Origin of the sequence: Streptosporangium sp. NPDC049644 (assembly GCF_040675205.1) — a bacterium.
GTDB classification, from domain to species: Bacteria; Actinomycetota; Actinomycetes; order Streptosporangiales; family Streptosporangiaceae; genus Streptosporangium; species Streptosporangium fukuiense.
On sequence record NZ_JBFAOJ010000046.1, the window covers coordinates 53,930 to 71,587 of the forward strand.

The following is a 17,658-nucleotide window of genomic DNA, read 5'->3' on the forward strand; positions in this document are numbered from 1 at the left end:
TGAACCTGTGGCGGCCGGGTCAGATGCCGCTGGGGGTCATGGGCTGCATGAGGCGGCGGGCGGCCTCGGTGACGGAGCCGGACAGGGAGGGGTAGACCGCGAAGGTGTGCGCGACCTGGTCGACGGTCAGGCGCTGCTGCACGGCCACCGAGACCGCCAGGATCAGTTCCGAGGCGCGGGGGGCGACCACCACGCCGCCGAGGACGATGCCGGTGTGCGGGCGGCAGAACAGCTTCACGAAGCCGTCGTTGAAACCCTGCATCTTGGCGCGGGCGTTGGTGGCCAGCGGCAGCTTGACGATGTTGGCCTCGATCTCGCCGGCCTCGATCGCCCGCTCGGCGACGCCCACCGCGGCGATCTCGGGGTCGGTGAAGATGGCGGAGGCCACGGTGGCCAGGCGGAGCGGCTGCACGGCCTCGCCGAGGGCGTGCCAGACGGCGATCCGGCCCTGCATGGCGGCGACCGAGGCGAGCATCAGGACCCCGGTGCAGTCCCCGGCCGCGTAGACGCCGGGAGCGGAGGTGCGGGAGACCTTGTCGACCTGGATGAAACCGCCCCGGTCGAGGGTCACCCCGGCCTCCTCCAGGCCGATCCCGGCGGTGTTGGGGACCATGCCGACGGTCATGAGGCAGTGGCTGCCCTCGGCGGTCCTGCCGTCCTCCAGCGTGACGACCACGCCGTCCTCGGTGCGCTTGACGGACTCCGCGCGGGAGCGGCCCATGACGTTCATGCCGCGGCGGCGGTAGACCTCTTCGAGGACCTCGGCGGCGTCGGCGTCCTCGTTGGGCATCATCCGGTCGCGGGAGGAGACGAGCGTGACCTCCGAGCCCAGCGAGCGGTAGGCGCCCGCGAACTCGGCGCCGGTGACGCCGGAGCCGACCACGATGAGGTGCTCGGGCAGCTCCTCCAGGTCGTACAGCTGCCGCCAGGTGAGGATGCGCTCGCCGTCGGGCTCGGCGCCGGTCAGGATGCGCGGGGTGGCCCCAGTCGCCACGATGACGACGTCTGCGCGGATCGTCCGGTCTCCGGCCCTGACCACCTGCGGGTCGACCAGCCGTCCCGGCGCCTTGATCACCTCGACGCCCTCGGCGGCCAGTCGCGCGGCGATGTCGGCGGACTGCGCCTTGGCGAGCTCCTTGACGCGCCTGTTGACCAGCGGCATGTCGGCGATGACGCCGCCGACGTCGCCGTCGGGGCCGCCGGTGAAGTGCACCCCGAGCATGCTGGCGTCGAGAAGCGCCTGCTTGCGTACGGAGGTGGCGATCAGCGTCTTGGAGGGCACGCAGTCGGTGAGCACGCAGGCGCCGCCGGGGCCGTCCTGTTCGACGACGGTGACCTGGGCCCCTAACTGGGCGGCGACCAGCGCGGCCTCGTATCCACCGGGCCCGCCACCAATGATCACTATCCTCGTCACGTACCCCATTCTCCCGTATGGCGCGACCGGCCATCGCTCGGCATCCCTCTCAAAGCACGAAAGCCCCCCAAAATCGTCGTAATTCCACGAGACATCGGCGTGGCTTCGAGGCTGGGTGAGTGTCTCGCGGATCTTCGATTAGTGTTGGCCAACGTGCCTGTCTACGCCGCCTACGGCAGCAACATGGACCCGAAGCAGATGGCCCAGCGGGCCCCGCACTCCCCGATCAAGGGGACGGGCTGGCTCCAGGGCTGGCGCCTGACCTTCGGCGGGAACGATCTCGGCTGGGAGGGCGCCCTCGCCTCCATCGTCGAGGACGCCGCCGAGCAGGTCTTCGTGGTCCTCTACGACGTGCCCGAGTGGGACGAGAGCTCCCTCGACCAGTGGGAGGGCGCGGCGCGTGGCCTCTATCACAAGGTCAAACTCCGAGTGCAGACCATGGAGGGCGAGGTCCTGGCCTGGTTCTACGTGCTCGACGGCTACGAGGGCGGGCTGCCCTCGGCCCGCTACCTCGGCATCCTGGCCGAGGCGGCCGAGCGCGCGGGTGCCCCCGACGACTACGTCAAGGAACTGCGCGGCCGCCCCTGCACCTCCCTCGGAGGTTAGGCCCGGCGGCACCGCCCGACATCGGGCCTGTGGCGATGCGGCATGCCCGAAAGCATCGCGGGGCCCGGGAGAGGCTGCACCGGACCGCTGTCTCACCCGAGGTGGGCCCTGCCTGCGGCGGCTCTCCTCGCGCGAAGCAGGAGCGCGGTCAGCACGGCCGCCCCGGACAGCGCCTGCGCGGCCACCAGGGCGCCGAGGGCGGACGGCCCGACGGCCGGCGCCAGCAGCGCGGGGGCGCAGCCGAGCGCGGCGATGTCCACGCCGGTCATCGCCCAGACGAGCGGGCCCATGGGGATGGCGCCCGCCGGAGTGTCGATGACCGGCATCGAGTGATCGACGAAACCCCGCCGGGCCATCCGCAGGGCTCCGGCGGCCAGGGCGGGCGCGGCCAGCGGGCCGAACAGCCACCACGGGCCGGCGGGCAGGGCACCCGTCGCGGTCAGCCCGGCCAGGGCGAGGGTGAGCCAGACGCCGCTCAGCAGCATCGGCAGCAGCGCCCGTGCGGTGAGCGCCGCACGGGCGCCCACGCCGAAGAGCCGTGCCAGACTCGGGTCCTCCCCGTCGCGGCGCGCACCCGTGGTGCACGCCGCCGCGGCGGTCAGCGCTCCGCCGGCCACCAGGATCACCGCGACCGGGGAGAGACCGCCTGCGGCCCGGGCGGCCAGAGCGGGCAGCGCGGCCGCCGCGAGCAGGGCGGCCAGCCGGCCCGGGCGGCGCCCCAGCCTGCGCCAGTCCTGCCAGGCCAGGGCCAGCGGGGCGGACAGAGGCCGCAGGAGCCGGGGCGTCGGCCACGACAGCGGCGCCGGCCACGGACGGGAGCGCAGGGTGCGGCCGCGCCAGTGACCGTCCTCGGCGATCCAGGTCAGGGCCCCGAACTCCAGGACCGTCGTCGCGGCGGCCACCCGGCCGGCGCGGGTGGACGCGGCCAGCACGGTACGCGCGTGGACGCGGCCGAGTGCCGCCCACGCCCGCCGTACCAGAAGGGCGGTCACGGTGCCGCAGAGCGCCGTCGAGGCCGCGCCCAGCGAGACCGGCGCGTCGGCGACGGCGACCAGCAGGTGCCGCCCCGGACCGCTGCCCAGCACCGTCACGAGCGCGGCCACGATCGCGAGGACGACGAGCGCTCCCTGCAGCCACGAGTCCCAGTGCTGGGACGACTGCGCCAGCACGGCCGCCGCCATCCCGCCGACCGCCGCCGAGACTCCCAGTAGCACCGCGATGACCAGCCGCGGCGTGAACTGATCCGGCGCGCCGAGTACGCCGAGCAGGGCCAGGCCCAATCCCGCGCCGACCAGCGAGGAGATCGCCAGCAAGATCACCGCGCTCCGTCCCAGCACGGCGCGGCGCGGGAGCGGGGAGAGCAGCAGCCAGGCGGCGTCGGCGGCCGGCAGCGCGACCGGGCCGAGCGTGCGGGCGAGCGAGAGGAAGCCCGCGTAGGCCAGTGCGATCAGCGCCACCCCGGCCCCGAGCCTCGACGGATCCGCCTGACCGGCCATGGTCGTGAGTACGGAGGCGATGGGCCGGCCCAGCACCGCCGCCGCCATCGCGAGCCCGAACAGGGCGACGTACCGGTCCGACCAGCTCATCGGTGCCCGGCCACGCGACCGGACGAGGGCCCGCACGGCCTGGACCTCGTTCACGCGGCGGCCTCCAGCGCGATCTGGCGTGCGCGGGTGACCCGGGCGAAGTCGAGGTCGTGGGTCGCCATCACCACGGCGCCACCGGCCGTCGCGTATTCGGTCAGCATGGTCGCCAGCCGCCTCCTGAACGTCGCGTCGAGCCCGCGCTCCGGCTCGTCCAGCAGGAGCAGCCGGCTCGGCCGGAGCAGGGCCATCGCCAGCGACAGCCGCTGTCGCTGGCCGGTCGAGAGCGTCAGCGGCGCCATGTCCCGTCGCCCCGCCAGGCCGAAGACCTCCAGGATCGTCCCGACCTCCAGACGGGACGAGCGGTGTACGGCGTGCATCAGTTCCAGATGTTCCCGCACGGTCAGCCCCGGGTACCACGCCGGTTCGTCGCCGACGAGGATGACATCGCGCCAGAAGTCCGAATCATCCGCCGGCGGCCGATCGAAGACGCTGACCTCGCCGGACCCCGGCGGCTGGATACCCGCGAGACAGCGCAGCAACGTCGACTTGCCCACGCCGTTCACCCCGACCACGGCGACGATGTCGCCTCGGGCGACCGTGAGGTCCACACCCCGCAGGATCGGAGTACCGCCCAACTCCACTCGCACGTCACGGAGCACGATGATCGATTCAGCCACCGTCCGACCCTAGTTCACGACCACCGCCTCCCCTGGCGGTACGGAGATCTCCGGGAACGAGACACCGACCCGGCAGACCGGATCGGCGACCCGCTACCGGATTGCGGGCCAGTGCTCCGGCCTTCAGGATTCCGTTGCCCAATTCGTTTTCGATCGCCGCGACCTGCGTGCCCATCACTGGATAACGACGCCAGACGTTGCCCGGCGGCAATTAAGCAACAGAGTCCTTCAGGCCGGGGGTGAAGGCCCGCGCGGGAGTGCCCTCTAGGGCGCGAGCGTGCCCTGAACCGGGCGGTTCAACCGGGCTGGTCAGGCGTTTGTTCGGCGGCTTCCGCGATCGGCACGGGCACGACCGCCGCGATCCTGCGTCCTCGGTTCGTGATGTAGGTGATCTTGCCTCGTACGGCTGCCTCGTTCAGGACGTCCGCGAACTTCCCCCGTGCGTCGGGGGCGCTCATCTCTCCCGATTCCGTGAACGTCACGGTACGCGGATGTACCTTCACCTACAGTTGACCCGTGCAGCTCAGGTACAACTTCCGCCTCTACCCGACCGCCGGTCAGTGCGAGTCACTGGCTCGGGCGTTCGGGTGCGCACGGACGGTGTTCAACGACGGGTTGCGCGCACGCCGGGAAGCACACGAGAACGGCTTGCCCTACATCTCGGACGTGGACCTGTCCAAGCGGGTCATCACCCATGCCAAGGCGGCACCGGAGCGGGCGTGGCTGGGCGAGGTGTCGGCCGTGGTCCTTCAGCAGGCCCTGGCCGACCTGAACACCGCCTACCGCAACTTCTTCGCCTCCCTGTCGGGCAAACGCAAGGGGCCGAAGGTCGGCCTGCCCCGGTTCCGGTCGCGTAAGGATTCTCAGCAGGCGATCCGGTTCACCAAGAATGCCCGCTTCTCGATCACGGCGGGCGGGAAACTGCGACTGCCGAAGATCGGTGATGTTCCGGTCCGCTGGTCACGCTCTCTCCCCTCGGACCCGTCATCGGTGACGGTGATCAAGGACAGCGCGGGCCGGTACTTTGCGTCACTCGTCGTAGAGACGGGCGATGAGCCGCTGCCCGAGACGGCGGCCGAGGTCGGCATCGACCTGGGGCTCACCCACTTCGCGATCCTGTCCAACGGCCAGAAGATCGCCAACCCGCGCATTCTGCGGCGCGCGGCCAAGAGGCTCCGCAGGGCACACAAAGCGCTGAGCCGCACCCAGCAGGGTTCGGCGAACCGCGAGAAGGCCAGGGTGAAGGTCGCCCAGGTACACGCCACGGTGGCCGACACGCGCCGCGACTGGGCACACAAGCTCTCCACCACGTTGATTCGTGAGAACCAAGCGATCTACGTGGAGGACCTTGCCACCTCCGGCCTGGCCCGCACCCGCCTGGCCAAGAGCGTGCACGACGCCGGATGGTCACAGTTCGTGATCATGCTGGAGTACAAGGCGAAACGGTACGGCCGCCGCTTCGCGAAGATCAACCGATGGTTCCCCTCCTCCAAGCTGTGCTCGCAGTGCGGCACCCGGCGAGACAGCATGCCGCTGGACATGCGGGAATGGGCCTGCCCCTGCGGCGCCGTCCATGACCGCGACGTCAACGCCGCACGCAACATCCTGACCGAAGGCCGACGAACCGTCGCCGCTGGACGGAAACCCGCCGCTGAGATGCGGCGGGAGGCGGAGACGTTAAACGCCCGTGGAGGTGACGTAAGACCACCGCTCGCGGTGGCGGACGCCGATGAAGCAGGAAGCCTCAGAGATGCCGCGTGAACACATGGCACGGGCTGAAACCCCGGCCTTCAGGCCGAGGAGCACGTCAAACGATGACGGCTTTCACCGACACCAGCGAGTCGCACATGTACGTCTACGAGTCGCCGGATGCGACCGGGTTCCGGTTGCTCCGCGCGGGTCTCCAGCCACCGAGGTCCGGCGAGGTCAGCGTCCTTGATCGGCCACCGGCGGAGGGCCTGCGTACACCCCGCCCTCGGGACTGATCCGCGACCCGAGCATCATCCGGCACACCGACGGCCGCCACTTCCGGCACTACAACTACGAGCTGCGGGTGGACCTCTACCAGAACTCGGACACCTTCCGCGCCGACAGCTCCTTCACCGTCGTCGCCCCCTGGGCCTGAGCGCGAGGGACCGGGCAAAGGCCCTCGAAGCTCGTCCGCGATGACCGGGTGGTCGCGATCGAGGGCCTCACCGTACCCGACCTGGCGAGGAGGCACGGCCTGGCCCGCGCGATCTCGGATGCCCTCTGACCGAGCCTCTCCGGCACACCTCGTTCGCCCTCCCCGTCGCGGTCGCCCCGGGACGCAATCCGGCTACAAGTGAGCGACAAGCCGGACACCCGATCATGGCAGCCACTACCGAGGTCACCGGGGGTCTTCCACGTGGGTGTCGCCGATTTCTTGTGGGCGAGGCGGCTACGCGCCGGGCGGGCGCTGCTGCTCGGCTATCAGCCCGATCCGGCGTTGTTGCTGGAGACCGTGCGGTTGTGCAGCCCGATCGCGTACGAGGACCGCAAGGGGGTCCGGGTGACGCGGAAGATGCGGCTGCGCGGCCCGATCGACCTCACCCCGTCCCTCGCCGCTCGGGCGGGCCTGCCGACGGGGTGGCGGACGGCCTACGTACTGGAGGACACCTGGCGTGACATCGGCGGGCGGTCCTGCCTCCCCTGGGACGTGGTCGAAGGGCTGGCCCGGCGACTCAACGGATGCGCGCATCCGCCGCCCAGGCCCGGCGAGACCCTTTCCTCAGTGGTCGGGGGCCCCGAGATACCCACCCCGCGGCTGGCGGAACTCCTGGCAGAGGTGCTTCCGGGCCTGCGGTTCCACGACTGGATCGATGATGAGACCATCTCGTTCAGAAGCGAGACAAGTCCGATCAGTGTGCTTTTCATCCGGTACAGCGGCGGCATCGAGTACTCGATAGAGGTCGAGGATCCGGCCGCGCTCACACCGGACATCCTCGCGACAGGTGAGCTGGCGGCCCTGCTGATCGCCGAGGAGGCGGGTGGCACCGCCCTGGACCTCAACGGCTTTCTCCTCCCGCCCCGAAACGACCGGGGCGGGCACCCGCCGCCGTACGGGGCCGCGAGTCAGGGGGGGAAGCCGTACTCCGGCGGGAGAAGGCGCGTGCGCCGTGTCTGGGCCGCGGCCGGCGCCGGACTCGTGCTCACGCTTGTCACGGTGGCGATCACGCTGGCGGTCCTCGCCGGAACCACCCCCGGATCGGGCGACGGCCTGTGGGCGGTCGGCGAGACCACCGCCCCGGCCCCCTCCAAGGACCGGCAGATCAGGCTCCCGGGCAGCTCCATCACGATCCACGAGAGTGACGAGGACCCGATCAGGCTGACCTCCTACACCCTGGGGACGGGAGACGAGTACCGCCTCCACATCCGCGGGACCGGAACCCATGAGTTCGTCAAGAACGACGAGTACGGCCACTACACGTCGAACCCCTCGGGTACCCACGCTCTCGCCACGGCCCGCGCCTACAGCACGGACAACTACGAGATCGTCTCGATCATCGACCACAGGACCGGGGAGGTCAGCGACGTGAAGACCGCCAAGGCGCCGTTCTACGGGCTCTACCCGCGCTGGTCGCCGGACGGCACCAAGGGCCTGATCACCCTGTACGGGGTGGTCAAGGGCGAGACCGTGCCGCGCGTCCGCGGTTACACGATCATCGACATCGCCACGAAGAAGGCGTCGGTCGTCCGGGTGAAGGACAAGGACATAGGGGAATGGCCCTACTTCTGGCGGGCCGACAGCCAGGCGGTCGGCACCTGGACGATCACCAAGGACACCAGGCAGGTCCGCTTCTACGACCTGCGGGGCACCGTACTGCAGACCCTGCCGGACGTGGGCGCCCCGATCTGGGTCGAGGGGGAGAACACCAGCCCGTCCGGCACGCTGATGATCACATACTGCGCGGAGACCCAGGAGGTCTGCGTCTGGTCCACCACCGGCGACGACGGGGAACCGAAAGTCCGGATCCCTTTCGAGACCGATCGGATCATCGGCTGGTACGACGACCAGCACATCGTGGCCTGGCGCGAACAGGGCTCGGGCCACGAAGCCGTGTTGATCGACTTCAAGGGCACGGTGAAGCGGGTGCTCGCCACCAGTGCGGAGGACGACGAGGGGTACGCGCGGCAGTTCATGCTCTACACCAGGGCCGGCTGAGCGGACGAGCACCTGCCCCCGGGCCGGAAACGTCCCCCGCGCCCGGGGCGGCCGCTCGCCGGAGACGCCGGTGTGCGACGAACGAGACTGGGCGGTCGTCCGGGTCACGGGGCACGGCAGAGCCTGTTCCGTTGTTCCCATGCCCCAGGGCCCGCCGACGCGACGTGGGGACGGCGCGAGGAGCGGAACACACCTGTCAGGACGATCATGGACAGGCACCCAGGAAGCGGTACGGAGCGGACGGAACAGCACCGCCGACCGGTACGCTCGGTGAGGTGAGCAATGATCCCTATGCACTCGCCACGGACGCCGCGGACGTACTGAGAGGCGCCGTCGGCCTGGACTCCTTCGACGTCGCGCTGGTGATGGGTTCGGGCTGGGTCCCGGCCGCCGACGCGATCGGCGAGACGGTCGCCGAGATCCCGGTGACCGACCTGCCCGGCTTCGCGCCGCCCGCCGTGGCGGGCCACGCGGGCCGGATCCGCGCCGTGCGGACCGAGTCCGGTAAGAACGTGCTGATCTTCCTCGGCCGCACCCACCTCTACGAGGGCCGCGGGGTGGAACCGGTCGTGCACGGGGTGCGGACCGCGATCAGGGCCGGGGTGGGCACGATCGTGCTGACCAACGCCGCCGGGGGTCTGCGTCCCGAGACCCAGGAGGTCGGCGAGGCGGTGCTGATCAGTGACCACATCAACCTGACCGGTGCCAGCCCGATCACCGGCGCCACCTTCGTCGACCTCACCGACGTCTACACTCCGCGCCTGCGCGAGCTGGCCCGCGAGGCCGACCCCTCGCTCGCCGAAGGCGTCTACGTGGCCTTCCGCGGCCCGACGTACGAGACCCCGGCAGAGGTCCGGATGTGCCGCGTCCTGGGCGGCGACATGGTGGGCATGTCCACGGTGCTCGAGGCGATCGCGGCCCGCGAGGGCGGCGCCGAGGTGCTCGGCATCTCCCTGGTCACGAACCCGGGCGCCGGCCTGGTGGGCGAGCCGCTCAACCACGAGGAGGTGCTGGAGGTCGGCCGCGCCACCGCCACCCGGATGGGCGGCCTGCTGGCCAGGGTCGTCGGCAAGCTGTAGACCCCACGGCCGGGACCACCCCGGCCGGACCATCCCGGCCCCGGGAACCGGCCACACGCGAGGATCGGTTCCCTCCGGGGAAACACCCGGCTTTCAAGAATCACCCTGTTTGCAAGGGTTCAACCGGCGACGGGCCCAGGCCCGAGAGGTGACGATGAGCAGCGATCTCGCGGGGCTCGCCCATTCCTGGCTGGCCCAGGACCCCGACCCCGACACGCGCGCGGAGCTGACCGAGCTGCTGGAACGCGGCGACGGCGACGCGCTGCGCGAGCGGTTCGGCGCGAAGCTGGAGTTCGGCACCGCCGGGCTCCGCGGCGAGCTGGGCGCCGGCCCCAACCGGATGAACCGGGTCACGGTCATGCGCGCCGCCGCCGGTCTGGCCCGCGTCCTCGGTCCGGGCAGGCACGTCGTGATCGGCTACGACGCCCGGTACAAGTCCGACGTCTTCGCCTGTGACACCGCGGCCGTGCTCACCGGGGCCGGGCTGCGCGCCTCGGTCCTCCCCGCACCGCTGCCCACGCCCGTGCTGGCCTTCGCGGTCCGCCACCTCGGCGCCGACGCGGGTGTGACGGTCACCGCGAGCCACAACCCGCCCCGCGACAACGGCTACAAGGTCTACTGGGGCGACGGCTCCCAGATCGTGCCGCCGATCGACGCGGAGATCTCCGCCGCCATCGACGCGGCCGGGCCGGTCTCCGAGCTGCCCCTCGGCTCCCCGGACGACCCCGCGTGGACCGCGCTGGACGACGGCGTGGTGACCGCCTACCTGGAGGCGGTGACCGCGCTCCCGATCGGCACCGCCCGCGGGCTGCGGGTGGCGTACACCCCGCTGCACGGCGTCGGCGGCGACACCCTGGCCAGGGCCTTCGCCGCCGCCGGGTTCGACGCCCCGGCCGTCGTCGAAGCCCAGGCCGCCCCCGACCCCGACTTCCCCACCGTCGCCTTCCCCAACCCGGAGGAGCCCGGCGCGATGGATCTCGCGCTGGAGCTGGCGGAGCGGATCGGCGCCGACCTGATCCTGGCCAACGACCCCGACGCGGACCGCTGCGCGGTGGGTGTGCCGCTGCCCGGCGGCGGCCACCGGATGCTGACCGGCGACGAGGTGGGCGCCCTGCTGGGCGAGCACGTGATCGGGCAGACCTCCGGCGAGGGCCGCCTGGTGGCGACCACCATCGTCTCGTCGTCCCTGCTCGGCAGGATCGCCGCGGAGTACAGGGTGCGCTACGCCGAGACCCTGACCGGCTTCAAATGGATCATGAAGGCCGGAGACGGGCTGGTCTTCGGCTATGAGGAGGCCCTGGGGTACAGCGTCGGCTCCGACAAGGGCCTGCCCGTCCACGACAAGGACGGTATCGGCGCGGCGCTGACCGTCGCCGGGCTGGCCGCCCAGGCCAAACTCGACGGCCGTACCCTGCTCGACCTCCTCGACGACCAGGCTCGCCGTTACGGCCTGCACGCCACGTCCCAGCTCTCGGTCCGGGTGGACGACCTGTCCCTGATCACCGGCGCCATGACCCGCCTGCGCACCACCCCGCCGGTGAGACTCGGGGACCGCGATGTCGAGTCCGCCGACGACCTGATCGAGGGCTCCGCCGGCCTCCCGCCCACCGACGGCCTGCGCTACCGCCTGTCCGGCGACGCCCGCGTCGTCGTCCGCCCCTCGGGTACCGAACCCAAGCTCAAGTGCTACCTGGAGGTCGTGGTCCCGGTCACCGGTGAGGTGTCCGAGGCGCGGGAGCGGGCCGCGCGGGACCTCGACGCGCTGAAGTCGGGCCTGGCCGACGCCCTCGGCCTGACCGCGGGACGGTGACCACCGGACGCGGCAGGCCGGGGACCGGGATCAGACGGCGCGGCGGGGGGCGACCAGCAACGCGGTGCCGTTCCGGTGGACGTCGATGTCGCAGCCGTACACCTCGCTGAGGGTCTCCGAGGCCAGGACCCGGTCCGGGGGGCCGTCCGCGACGAGCCGCCCGCCGGACATGACCAGCACCCGGTCGGCGTAGGCGGCCGCGAGGTTGAGATCGTGCAGGACGACCACCACCGCGTCCCCCGCCACCGCCCGCTCACGGGCGACGCACATGACCTGTTCCTGGTGGCGCAGGTCCAGGGCCGCGGTCGGCTCGTCCAACAGCACGATCGGGGCGCTTTGCACCAGGACCCTGGCCAGTGAGACCCGGGCCTGCTCACCGCCCGACAGGGTGGGGTAGATCCGCCCGGCCAGGTGCGCGACGTCGGTCACCTCCATGGCCCAGGTGAGGATCTCCTCCTCCTCGTGGGCGGGACGGCGGGAGCCGTACAGGCCCATGGCGACCACCTCGGCGACGGTGAACGAGAAGGCCAGCGTGACCCGCTGCGGCAGCACCGCGCGCAGCCGTGCCAGCGCGGCCGGGCGCAGCGCGCGCATCGGTCGGCCGGCCAGGGTGACCGCACCGCGTGTCGCGGGTACGTCCCCGGCCAGGACGGACAGCAGCGACGACTTGCCCGCGCCGTTCGGCCCGGCGATCGCCACCAGTTCGCCGGGCGTCACCCGCAACGACACGTCATCGAGCAGCCGGGCGGAGCCCGCGGTGAGGGACACCCCGGAAACGTCGATCATGCTCGTCCTCCCTGCTGGGATCGGGTACGGCGGAGCAGCCAGAGGAAGAACGGCCCGCCGATGAGCGCGGTGAGCATGCCGATCGGCAGGTCGGCGGGGGCCGCCAGCGTCCGGGCCGCCAGGTCGGCCGCGAGCAGCACGACCGCTCCGGCCAACGCCGAGGCGGGCAGCAGGACACGGTGCCCCGGCCCGGCGGCCAGCCGGATGAGGTGCGGGACGACCAGGCCGACGAAGCCGATGATCCCGGCGGCCGCGACGGCGGCGCCGGTCAGCAGCGCGGCCAGCAGGATCACCCCGACGCGGACCCGCTCGGTGTCCACCCCCAGATGCCGGGCCCCGCGCTCCCCCAGCGCCAGTACGTCCAGCGCTCGCGCGAAGAAGGGGATCAGTACCAGCCCCGCCACGGTGAACAGGGCGACCGCCGCGACCACCGGCCAGGTCGCGCCGCCGAGGCTGCCCAGGCTCCAGAAGGAGATCGAGCGGAGTTGGGCGTCGTCGGCCAGAAAGGTCAGCAGGCCGACGATCGCCCCGGCGATGGCATTGATCGCGATACCGGTGAGGACCAGGGTGACCACCTCGGTCCTGCCTGCGGACCGGGAGAACAGGTAGACGGCGAAGGTGGCGATCAGACCGCCGAGGAAGGCGGCCACGGTCACCGACCACCCCCCGAAGGCGCTCACGCCCAGCACGATCGCGCTGACCGCACCGACGGCCGCGCCGGAGGAGACGCCGATGACGCCGGGTTCGGCGAGCGGGTTGCCGAAGACGCCCTGCATGGCGGCCCCGGCGACGCCGAGCGCGGCCCCGATGAGCACGGAGAGCACCACGCGCGGGAAGCGGATCTGCCAGAGCACCGCGTCGTGCGGTCCCGAGCCACCGAAGATCGAGGCGGCCACCTCCCCGAAGGGGACCGGGACGGCGCCGATCCCCGCCGACGCGACGCAGAGCGTGGCGAGCAGCACCGCCAGGGCGGGGATCAGCACCTTCCTGAGCACCACGCGGCCGGGCCGGGGCGCGGACGGCCGCGCGGGCGTCCCCCCGGTCTGGCCGCGGGCGGCGGCGGGTGCGCTGTGGGACGCCTCCGCCGCGGTCCGCACGGCGTTCACTTCGCCTGGAAGGCCGTGACGAGCTTGTCGATGGCCTGCCCGGTGCGCGGGCCCATACCGAGCAGTTCCAGGTCGTCCAGCGAAACGATCCGCTTGTTCCTGCCGGCCGGGGTTTCGGCGACGCCGGGCAGCTTGAGCAGGCCGTCCACGCCGCCGACCGACTCCAGGCCCGCCTTCATCACCAGGATGTGGTCGGGGGCGGCCTTCACCATGGCCTCGGCGGTGACCGGCTTGAACCCTTGGACGCCGGCGCCGGTGCCCGCGTCCTCGCCTCCGGCGGCGGCGATCATGGCGTCGGCGCGGGTGCCCGTTCCGCCGATCTGGTAGGTGTTGGACTGGCCGCGCAGGTAGAGGAAGGCGACCCGGGGCCTCTCCGCGCCCGCGGCCGCCGCCTTGGCCCTGGCCGCGTCGATCTCGGACTTGGCCTTGGCCGCCAGCTCGGCGCCCTTGTCCGGCACACCGAGCGCCTTGCCGATGAGCTCGATCTTGGCGGGGACCTCGTCCACGCCACCGGAGCCGGAGGGCACCATGACGACGGGGATCCCGGCCGCCTTGAGCTGCTCGATGACCGGCGGCGGACCGGCCTCCTCGGTGCCGAGGAGCACGGTCGGCTTGAGCGAGAGGATGCCCTCGGCCGCCAGCGCGCGCTGGTAGCCGACCTGCGGCTTCTGCCGCGCCTCGGGCAGCCCCGCCGCGGACAGGTCCACCCCCACGACGTGGTCGGCCAGGCCCAGCGCGAACACGATCTCGGCCACGTCGCCGGTCAGCGGGATGATCTTCGAAGCGTCCTTGACCTCGACGCTGGATCCGTCCGCGGACCGCACGGTCACCGGAAGCCCCTGGGCCGCGGGGGCCGTAGAGGCGGCCGGGGCCGACGCCGCGGGTGCGGCTTCCGCCGAGCTCTCCGTCGTGTTCCCGCATCCGGCCAGGGCGACCGTTCCCGCCGCCAGTAGGGCGATCAAACCGCGCTTCACGCTTCTGCCTTTCTGTGGGCCCGCACATCGACGGGCTCGCCGACCCTGACGTCCGCCGTACCGCGGAACGTGGCACCACCGTCGTCGAGCGGCGGCTCGGCCGGGAGACCCGCGAACTCGGCGGGCCGCCGGCAGACGGACGCCTTGGCACGTTCCAGAGGCATGCTTCCGGGCCATCTCGCGTCAAAGTTAAGGTAAGCCTAAACTCAGTTAGGTAAGCCTGACCTAACCATGCCATCCTTCGGGCGTCAAGACATAAGGCCAGAAAAAGGATGAGTCGCCCATATCACCCTTTGGGGGCATTCGAAGCACCACGACGGGCGCCGCACCGCTCACGGCGGGTGGTCCACCGGGTTCGAGGCATCGCGATGGACGGCCCGCCGGTCGCGACGTGTCGGGGCGGGCCGGAACGGCCGCCCCCTCCGGCGGCCTCGGGCCGCTCGGAGGGGGCGGCCCGCACCGGCCGTGGGAGGAACCGTCAGACGACGGAGGCGGCGACCACGAGAACCAACGCGAGCACCAGGGCGACCAGGGCGCTCGGCGCCCAGGCCGTCGTGAACCCACCGGACGCGGCGCCGGTCCCCTCCTCGGAAGGGGTCAACGAAGCCGTGCGCCTGGCCGCCTCGGCGCGTTCGGTGATCTGTTCGGCCACCCAGTCGGCGTGGGTCTTGCCCGCCATCGCCTCGGCCGCGACCTGCTCGGCCTTCGAGCGGACCGGCTCGGTCCTGAAGCGGCCCCGCCCCGGCGCGGGCTTTCCCCTGCGGACCGCCGCCGCCCGCTCACGAGCCGAGGTCTGCGGCACCCAGCAGCGGACCTTCTGGTCGCCGGAGGCGATCGTGATCGAGTGCGAGACCGTGACCTCGTCCACTCCGCTCCAGGGCACGAACGCGTTCCGCAGCGGGTTGCGGACCAGCACCCCCTCCTCGGACATGACGATCATCGGGCGCAGGCAGGTGACGAAGACCAGCGCGGTCAGCACCCCCAGCACCGCCGCGGCGACCATCGAGAGACGACCGTTGTAGCGGACGACCAGATCCACCGCGTTGGCCGCGGCGAACACCATCCAGAGCCAGCCGACGATCATCGCGAAGTTGGAGCGGAACACCTGCTTCATGGAAAAAGCTCACTTCACTCGTACGAACCCGGTCACGCCTGCCACTTGAGGCGCGCGAAACCGGGCTTGATGACGCCGTTGATGAGCGCCAGCCGCTCGTCGAACGGCAGGAACGCGGACTTCATGGCGTTGACCGTGAACCACAGCATGTCGTCCCAGTCGTAACCGAACGCCTCCGACAGCTTGGCGAACTCCTCGGAGAGGCTCGTACCGCTCATCAACCGGTTGTCGGTGTTGACGGTCACCCGGAAGTTCAGGCGGCGCAGCAGGCCGATCGGGTGCTCGGCGATGGAGGCCGCCGCGCCGGTCTGCAGGTTGGACGTCGGGCACATCTCCAGCGGGATGCGCTTGTCCCTGACGTAGGCCGCCAGGCGGCCCAGCTTGGGCTCCCCGTCGTCGGAGACGGAGATGTCGTCGATGATCCGGACGCCGTGACCGAGCCGGTCCGCGCCGCACCACTGGATCGCCTGCCAGATCGACGGCAGGCCGAAGGCCTCACCGGCGTGGATGGTGAAGTGGGCGTTCTCCCGCTGGAGGTATTCGAAGGCGTCGAGGTGACGGGTGGGAGGGTAGCCCGCCTCCGCGCCGGCGATGTCGAACCCGACCACCCCGGCGTCGCGGTAACGGACCGCCAGCTCGGCGATCTCCATGGACCTGGCCTGGTGACGCATCGCGGTGAGCAGGGTGCCCACCCGGATGCCCCGCCCCTCGGAACCGGCCCTGAAGCCCTCCTGGACCGCCTCGATGACCTCTTCGAGGCTCAGCCCCCTGGAGGTGTGCTGCTCGGGCGCGTAGCGCACCTCGGCGTAGACGATGCCGTCGTCGGCCAGGTCCTCGGCACACTCGGCGGCGACCCTGACCAGCGACTCGCGCGTCTGCATGACGCCGACCGTGTGGTCGAAGGTCTCCAGGTAGCGCACCAGCGAACCGGAGTCGGCGGCCTCCCTGAACCAGGCGCGCAGGCTGTCGGCGTCGGTCGCCGGCAGCCTGTCGTAGCCCGACTCGCGGGCCAGCTCGATGATGCTCTCCGGCCGGAGCCCCCCGTCGAGGTGGTCGTGGAGCAACACCTTCGGAGCCAGGCGGATCTGCTCAAAAGTGGGTGGCTGACTCATCTACATCCTTCCAGCGGGGAGACCTCGACTTTAGTCACGGGGACGGAGTGCGTGACGGTCCCACGTGTCTCGGGTGACGTGTTCACGACCGGTCCGTCCCGGTGCCACGGACCTGGTCGACGTCGTGCGGGGCGGCTAGTCGTCGCGGTTGGCGGTCTCGGGGGAGAAGGCGGGCAGGCAGACGGCGACGTACTCGGCGCCGTCCGGCCCCGAGCGGTAACGGATCCGCTCCCCCGGCTCGCAGGTGAACACCTGTCCCGCGCCGACCTCGGTGACGCCCCCGTCGTGCTCCACGATCACCGTGCCTTTGAGCACCAGGGTGTACTCGGCGAACTCCGGGGTCTGGGCGGGCTCCTCCCAGCCCGCCGGGGCGGTCATCCGTGCGATCGAGATCCGGTCGTCGCCGCTGTTGACCCGGCCGACGTATTCGTCGATCGTCTTGCCGCCCGGAACGGGAATCCGCGTCGCGCTGTCGATTTTGCGTACCATCAGACCAGTCTGTCACTGGTCACGGGGTGCGCCGCTCAGTGCGCGACGTCGACGACCAGCCGGTTGGGGCTCTTCTGCTCCAGCACCCGGAACGGCGCTCTGTGGTCGAGGACGATGCCCACGCTCACCACTCCCTCGAAGTCCCCCGTCTTGACCACGCTCTGCACGTTGCCGAGCTGTGCCTGGAAGATCGGCCCGCCCGTCCAGCTCGGCTTGCCCGCCTCGGTGTGCGCGATGGCGGGGCTCATCGTCAGCTGGAGGTAGGCCCCGCCCTTGACGTCGATCCGATCGCCGGAGCCGTCCTGGACGAGCTCGGGCACCCAGCGCGCCGTGTAGCCGGGCACGTCTCCGTTCAGGTCGATCACCACCCGGTCGAACCCCTGGTGCCGGCCGAACCTGGCCCCGGTGACGGTCGGCGAGGCGACGGCGGTGCGCTCGACCTCGATCTCCTTGGTGCTCGTCGGGGGCCGCAGCCCGGCCGGCGCGGCGGAGGGCGTGGCGGCGGGGCCCGTGGTCGCCGGAGCGCCCGAGGACGGGGGTGACGATGACGACGGCGCGGTCTGCGGGTCCTGGCCGCAGCCGGCCAGCAGGAAGAGCGGAACGAACGCGAGAGGAACGAGGGTGCGGTTCATCAGATACCTCCGTGGAGACCCCCGCCTTCAGGCGGGGGAGGATTCGGACTCCTGCGGAGCAGGGCAGGGGCAGGCGTTCCGCCGTACCGA

Annotated in this window: 19 protein-coding genes; 7 read left to right on the top strand and 12 right to left on the bottom strand. The window is 71.5% G+C overall.

The features are described from left to right. Positions 1-19 precede the first annotated feature (19 nt). Positions 20-1,414 (bottom strand): NAD(P)H-quinone dehydrogenase, encoded by a 1,395-nt coding sequence (locus AB0J58_RS24730; RefSeq protein WP_343975231.1) that lies wholly within the window; start codon positions 1,412-1,414, stop codon positions 20-22. A gap of 153 nt (positions 1,415-1,567) precedes the next feature. On the opposite strand from AB0J58_RS24730, the gene AB0J58_RS24735 reads away from it, so the two are divergent. Next, a complete protein-coding gene (locus tag AB0J58_RS24735; protein ID WP_343975228.1) occupies positions 1,568-2,020 on the top strand; it encodes a gamma-glutamylcyclotransferase in 453 nt (150 codons plus the stop codon). Between the two features lie 92 nt (positions 2,021-2,112). Here AB0J58_RS24735 and AB0J58_RS24740 read toward each other — a convergent pair whose 3' ends face one another. The 3 genes from AB0J58_RS24740 to AB0J58_RS24750 all read right to left on the bottom strand — a co-directional run bounded on the left by AB0J58_RS24740 (position 2,113) and on the right by AB0J58_RS24750 (position 4,741). After that, on the bottom strand, positions 2,113-3,660 hold the full coding sequence (locus tag AB0J58_RS24740; RefSeq protein ID WP_364219312.1) for a DUF6297 family protein: 1,548 nt from the start codon (positions 3,658-3,660) through the stop codon (positions 2,113-2,115). Beyond that, the gene (gene ccmA, locus AB0J58_RS24745) at positions 3,657-4,283 is read right to left on the bottom strand and encodes a heme ABC exporter ATP-binding protein CcmA (protein WP_364219315.1); all 627 of its coding nucleotides are present in this window, start codon (positions 4,281-4,283) and stop codon (positions 3,657-3,659) included. Before ccmA ends, AB0J58_RS24740 begins: the two co-directional genes overlap by 4 nt. Before the next feature lie 296 nt (positions 4,284-4,579). Then, on the bottom strand, positions 4,580-4,741 hold the full coding sequence (locus AB0J58_RS24750; protein ID WP_364219318.1) for a type II toxin-antitoxin system prevent-host-death family antitoxin: 162 nt from the start codon (positions 4,739-4,741) through the stop codon (positions 4,580-4,582). A gap of 58 nt (positions 4,742-4,799) precedes the next feature. On the opposite strand from AB0J58_RS24750, the gene AB0J58_RS24755 reads away from it, so the two are divergent. The 6 genes from AB0J58_RS24755 (at position 4,800) to AB0J58_RS24780 (ending at position 11,355) form a co-directional block, all read left to right on the top strand. Further along, positions 4,800-6,044 carry a transposase gene (locus AB0J58_RS24755; RefSeq protein ID WP_364219321.1) on the top strand — a complete coding sequence of 415 codons (1,245 nt, stop codon included), beginning with the start codon at positions 4,800-4,802 and terminating at the stop codon, positions 6,042-6,044. 53 nt (positions 6,045-6,097) lie between these two features. Continuing rightward, positions 6,098-6,268 carry a hypothetical protein gene (locus AB0J58_RS24760; RefSeq protein ID WP_364219324.1) on the top strand — a complete coding sequence of 57 codons (171 nt, stop codon included), beginning with the start codon at positions 6,098-6,100 and terminating at the stop codon, positions 6,266-6,268. 17 nt (positions 6,269-6,285) lie between these two features. Beyond that, on the top strand, positions 6,286-6,408 hold the full coding sequence (locus AB0J58_RS24765; protein WP_364219352.1) for an AbfB domain-containing protein: 123 nt from the start codon (positions 6,286-6,288) through the stop codon (positions 6,406-6,408). A gap of 261 nt (positions 6,409-6,669) precedes the next feature. Beyond that, on the top strand, positions 6,670-8,466 hold the full coding sequence (locus AB0J58_RS24770) for a hypothetical protein (protein ID WP_364219327.1): 1,797 nt from the start codon (positions 6,670-6,672) through the stop codon (positions 8,464-8,466). Between the two features lie 275 nt (positions 8,467-8,741). Then, positions 8,742-9,545, top strand: a complete 804-nt coding sequence (locus AB0J58_RS24775) for a purine-nucleoside phosphorylase (RefSeq protein WP_364219329.1) — start codon at positions 8,742-8,744, stop codon at positions 9,543-9,545. A 154-nt stretch (positions 9,546-9,699) separates the two neighbouring features. Beyond that, entirely contained in the window at positions 9,700-11,355 is a 1,656-nt protein-coding gene (locus AB0J58_RS24780; protein ID WP_364219332.1) for a phospho-sugar mutase, read from the top strand. A 30-nt stretch (positions 11,356-11,385) separates the two neighbouring features. Here the strand turns inward: AB0J58_RS24780 and AB0J58_RS24785 are convergent, their stop codons facing one another. The 8 genes from AB0J58_RS24785 to AB0J58_RS24820 form a co-directional block, all read right to left on the bottom strand. Then, positions 11,386-12,141 carry a heme ABC transporter ATP-binding protein gene (locus AB0J58_RS24785; RefSeq protein ID WP_364219335.1) on the bottom strand — a complete coding sequence of 252 codons (756 nt, stop codon included), beginning with the start codon at positions 12,139-12,141 and terminating at the stop codon, positions 11,386-11,388. Continuing rightward, complete coding sequence (locus tag AB0J58_RS24790) at positions 12,138-13,139, bottom strand: iron ABC transporter permease (protein ID WP_364219355.1); 1,002 nt, start codon at positions 13,137-13,139, stop codon at positions 12,138-12,140. The genes AB0J58_RS24785 and AB0J58_RS24790 overlap by 4 nt, the downstream gene beginning before the upstream one ends. 104 nt (positions 13,140-13,243) lie before the next feature. After that, positions 13,244-14,221, bottom strand: coding sequence for an ABC transporter substrate-binding protein (locus AB0J58_RS24795; protein WP_364219338.1), 978 nt, complete (start codon positions 14,219-14,221; stop codon positions 13,244-13,246). Beyond that, complete coding sequence (locus tag AB0J58_RS24800; protein ID WP_364219341.1) at positions 14,218-14,385, bottom strand: hypothetical protein; 168 nt, start codon at positions 14,383-14,385, stop codon at positions 14,218-14,220. The genes AB0J58_RS24795 and AB0J58_RS24800 overlap by 4 nt, the downstream gene beginning before the upstream one ends. Before the next feature lie 314 nt (positions 14,386-14,699). After that, a complete protein-coding gene (locus AB0J58_RS24805) occupies positions 14,700-15,335 on the bottom strand; it encodes a hypothetical protein (protein WP_364219343.1) in 636 nt (211 codons plus the stop codon). A gap of 32 nt (positions 15,336-15,367) precedes the next feature. Continuing rightward, positions 15,368-16,447 carry an adenosine deaminase gene (locus AB0J58_RS24810; RefSeq protein ID WP_343967989.1) on the bottom strand — a complete coding sequence of 360 codons (1,080 nt, stop codon included), beginning with the start codon at positions 16,445-16,447 and terminating at the stop codon, positions 15,368-15,370. 135 nt (positions 16,448-16,582) lie between these two features. Beyond that, positions 16,583-16,936 (bottom strand): cupin domain-containing protein, encoded by a 354-nt coding sequence (locus tag AB0J58_RS24815; protein ID WP_364219346.1) that lies wholly within the window; start codon positions 16,934-16,936, stop codon positions 16,583-16,585. A gap of 35 nt (positions 16,937-16,971) precedes the next feature. Further along, positions 16,972-17,568 carry a hypothetical protein gene (locus tag AB0J58_RS24820; RefSeq protein ID WP_364219349.1) on the bottom strand — a complete coding sequence of 199 codons (597 nt, stop codon included), beginning with the start codon at positions 17,566-17,568 and terminating at the stop codon, positions 16,972-16,974. Between the last annotated feature and the right edge of the window lie 90 nt (positions 17,569-17,658).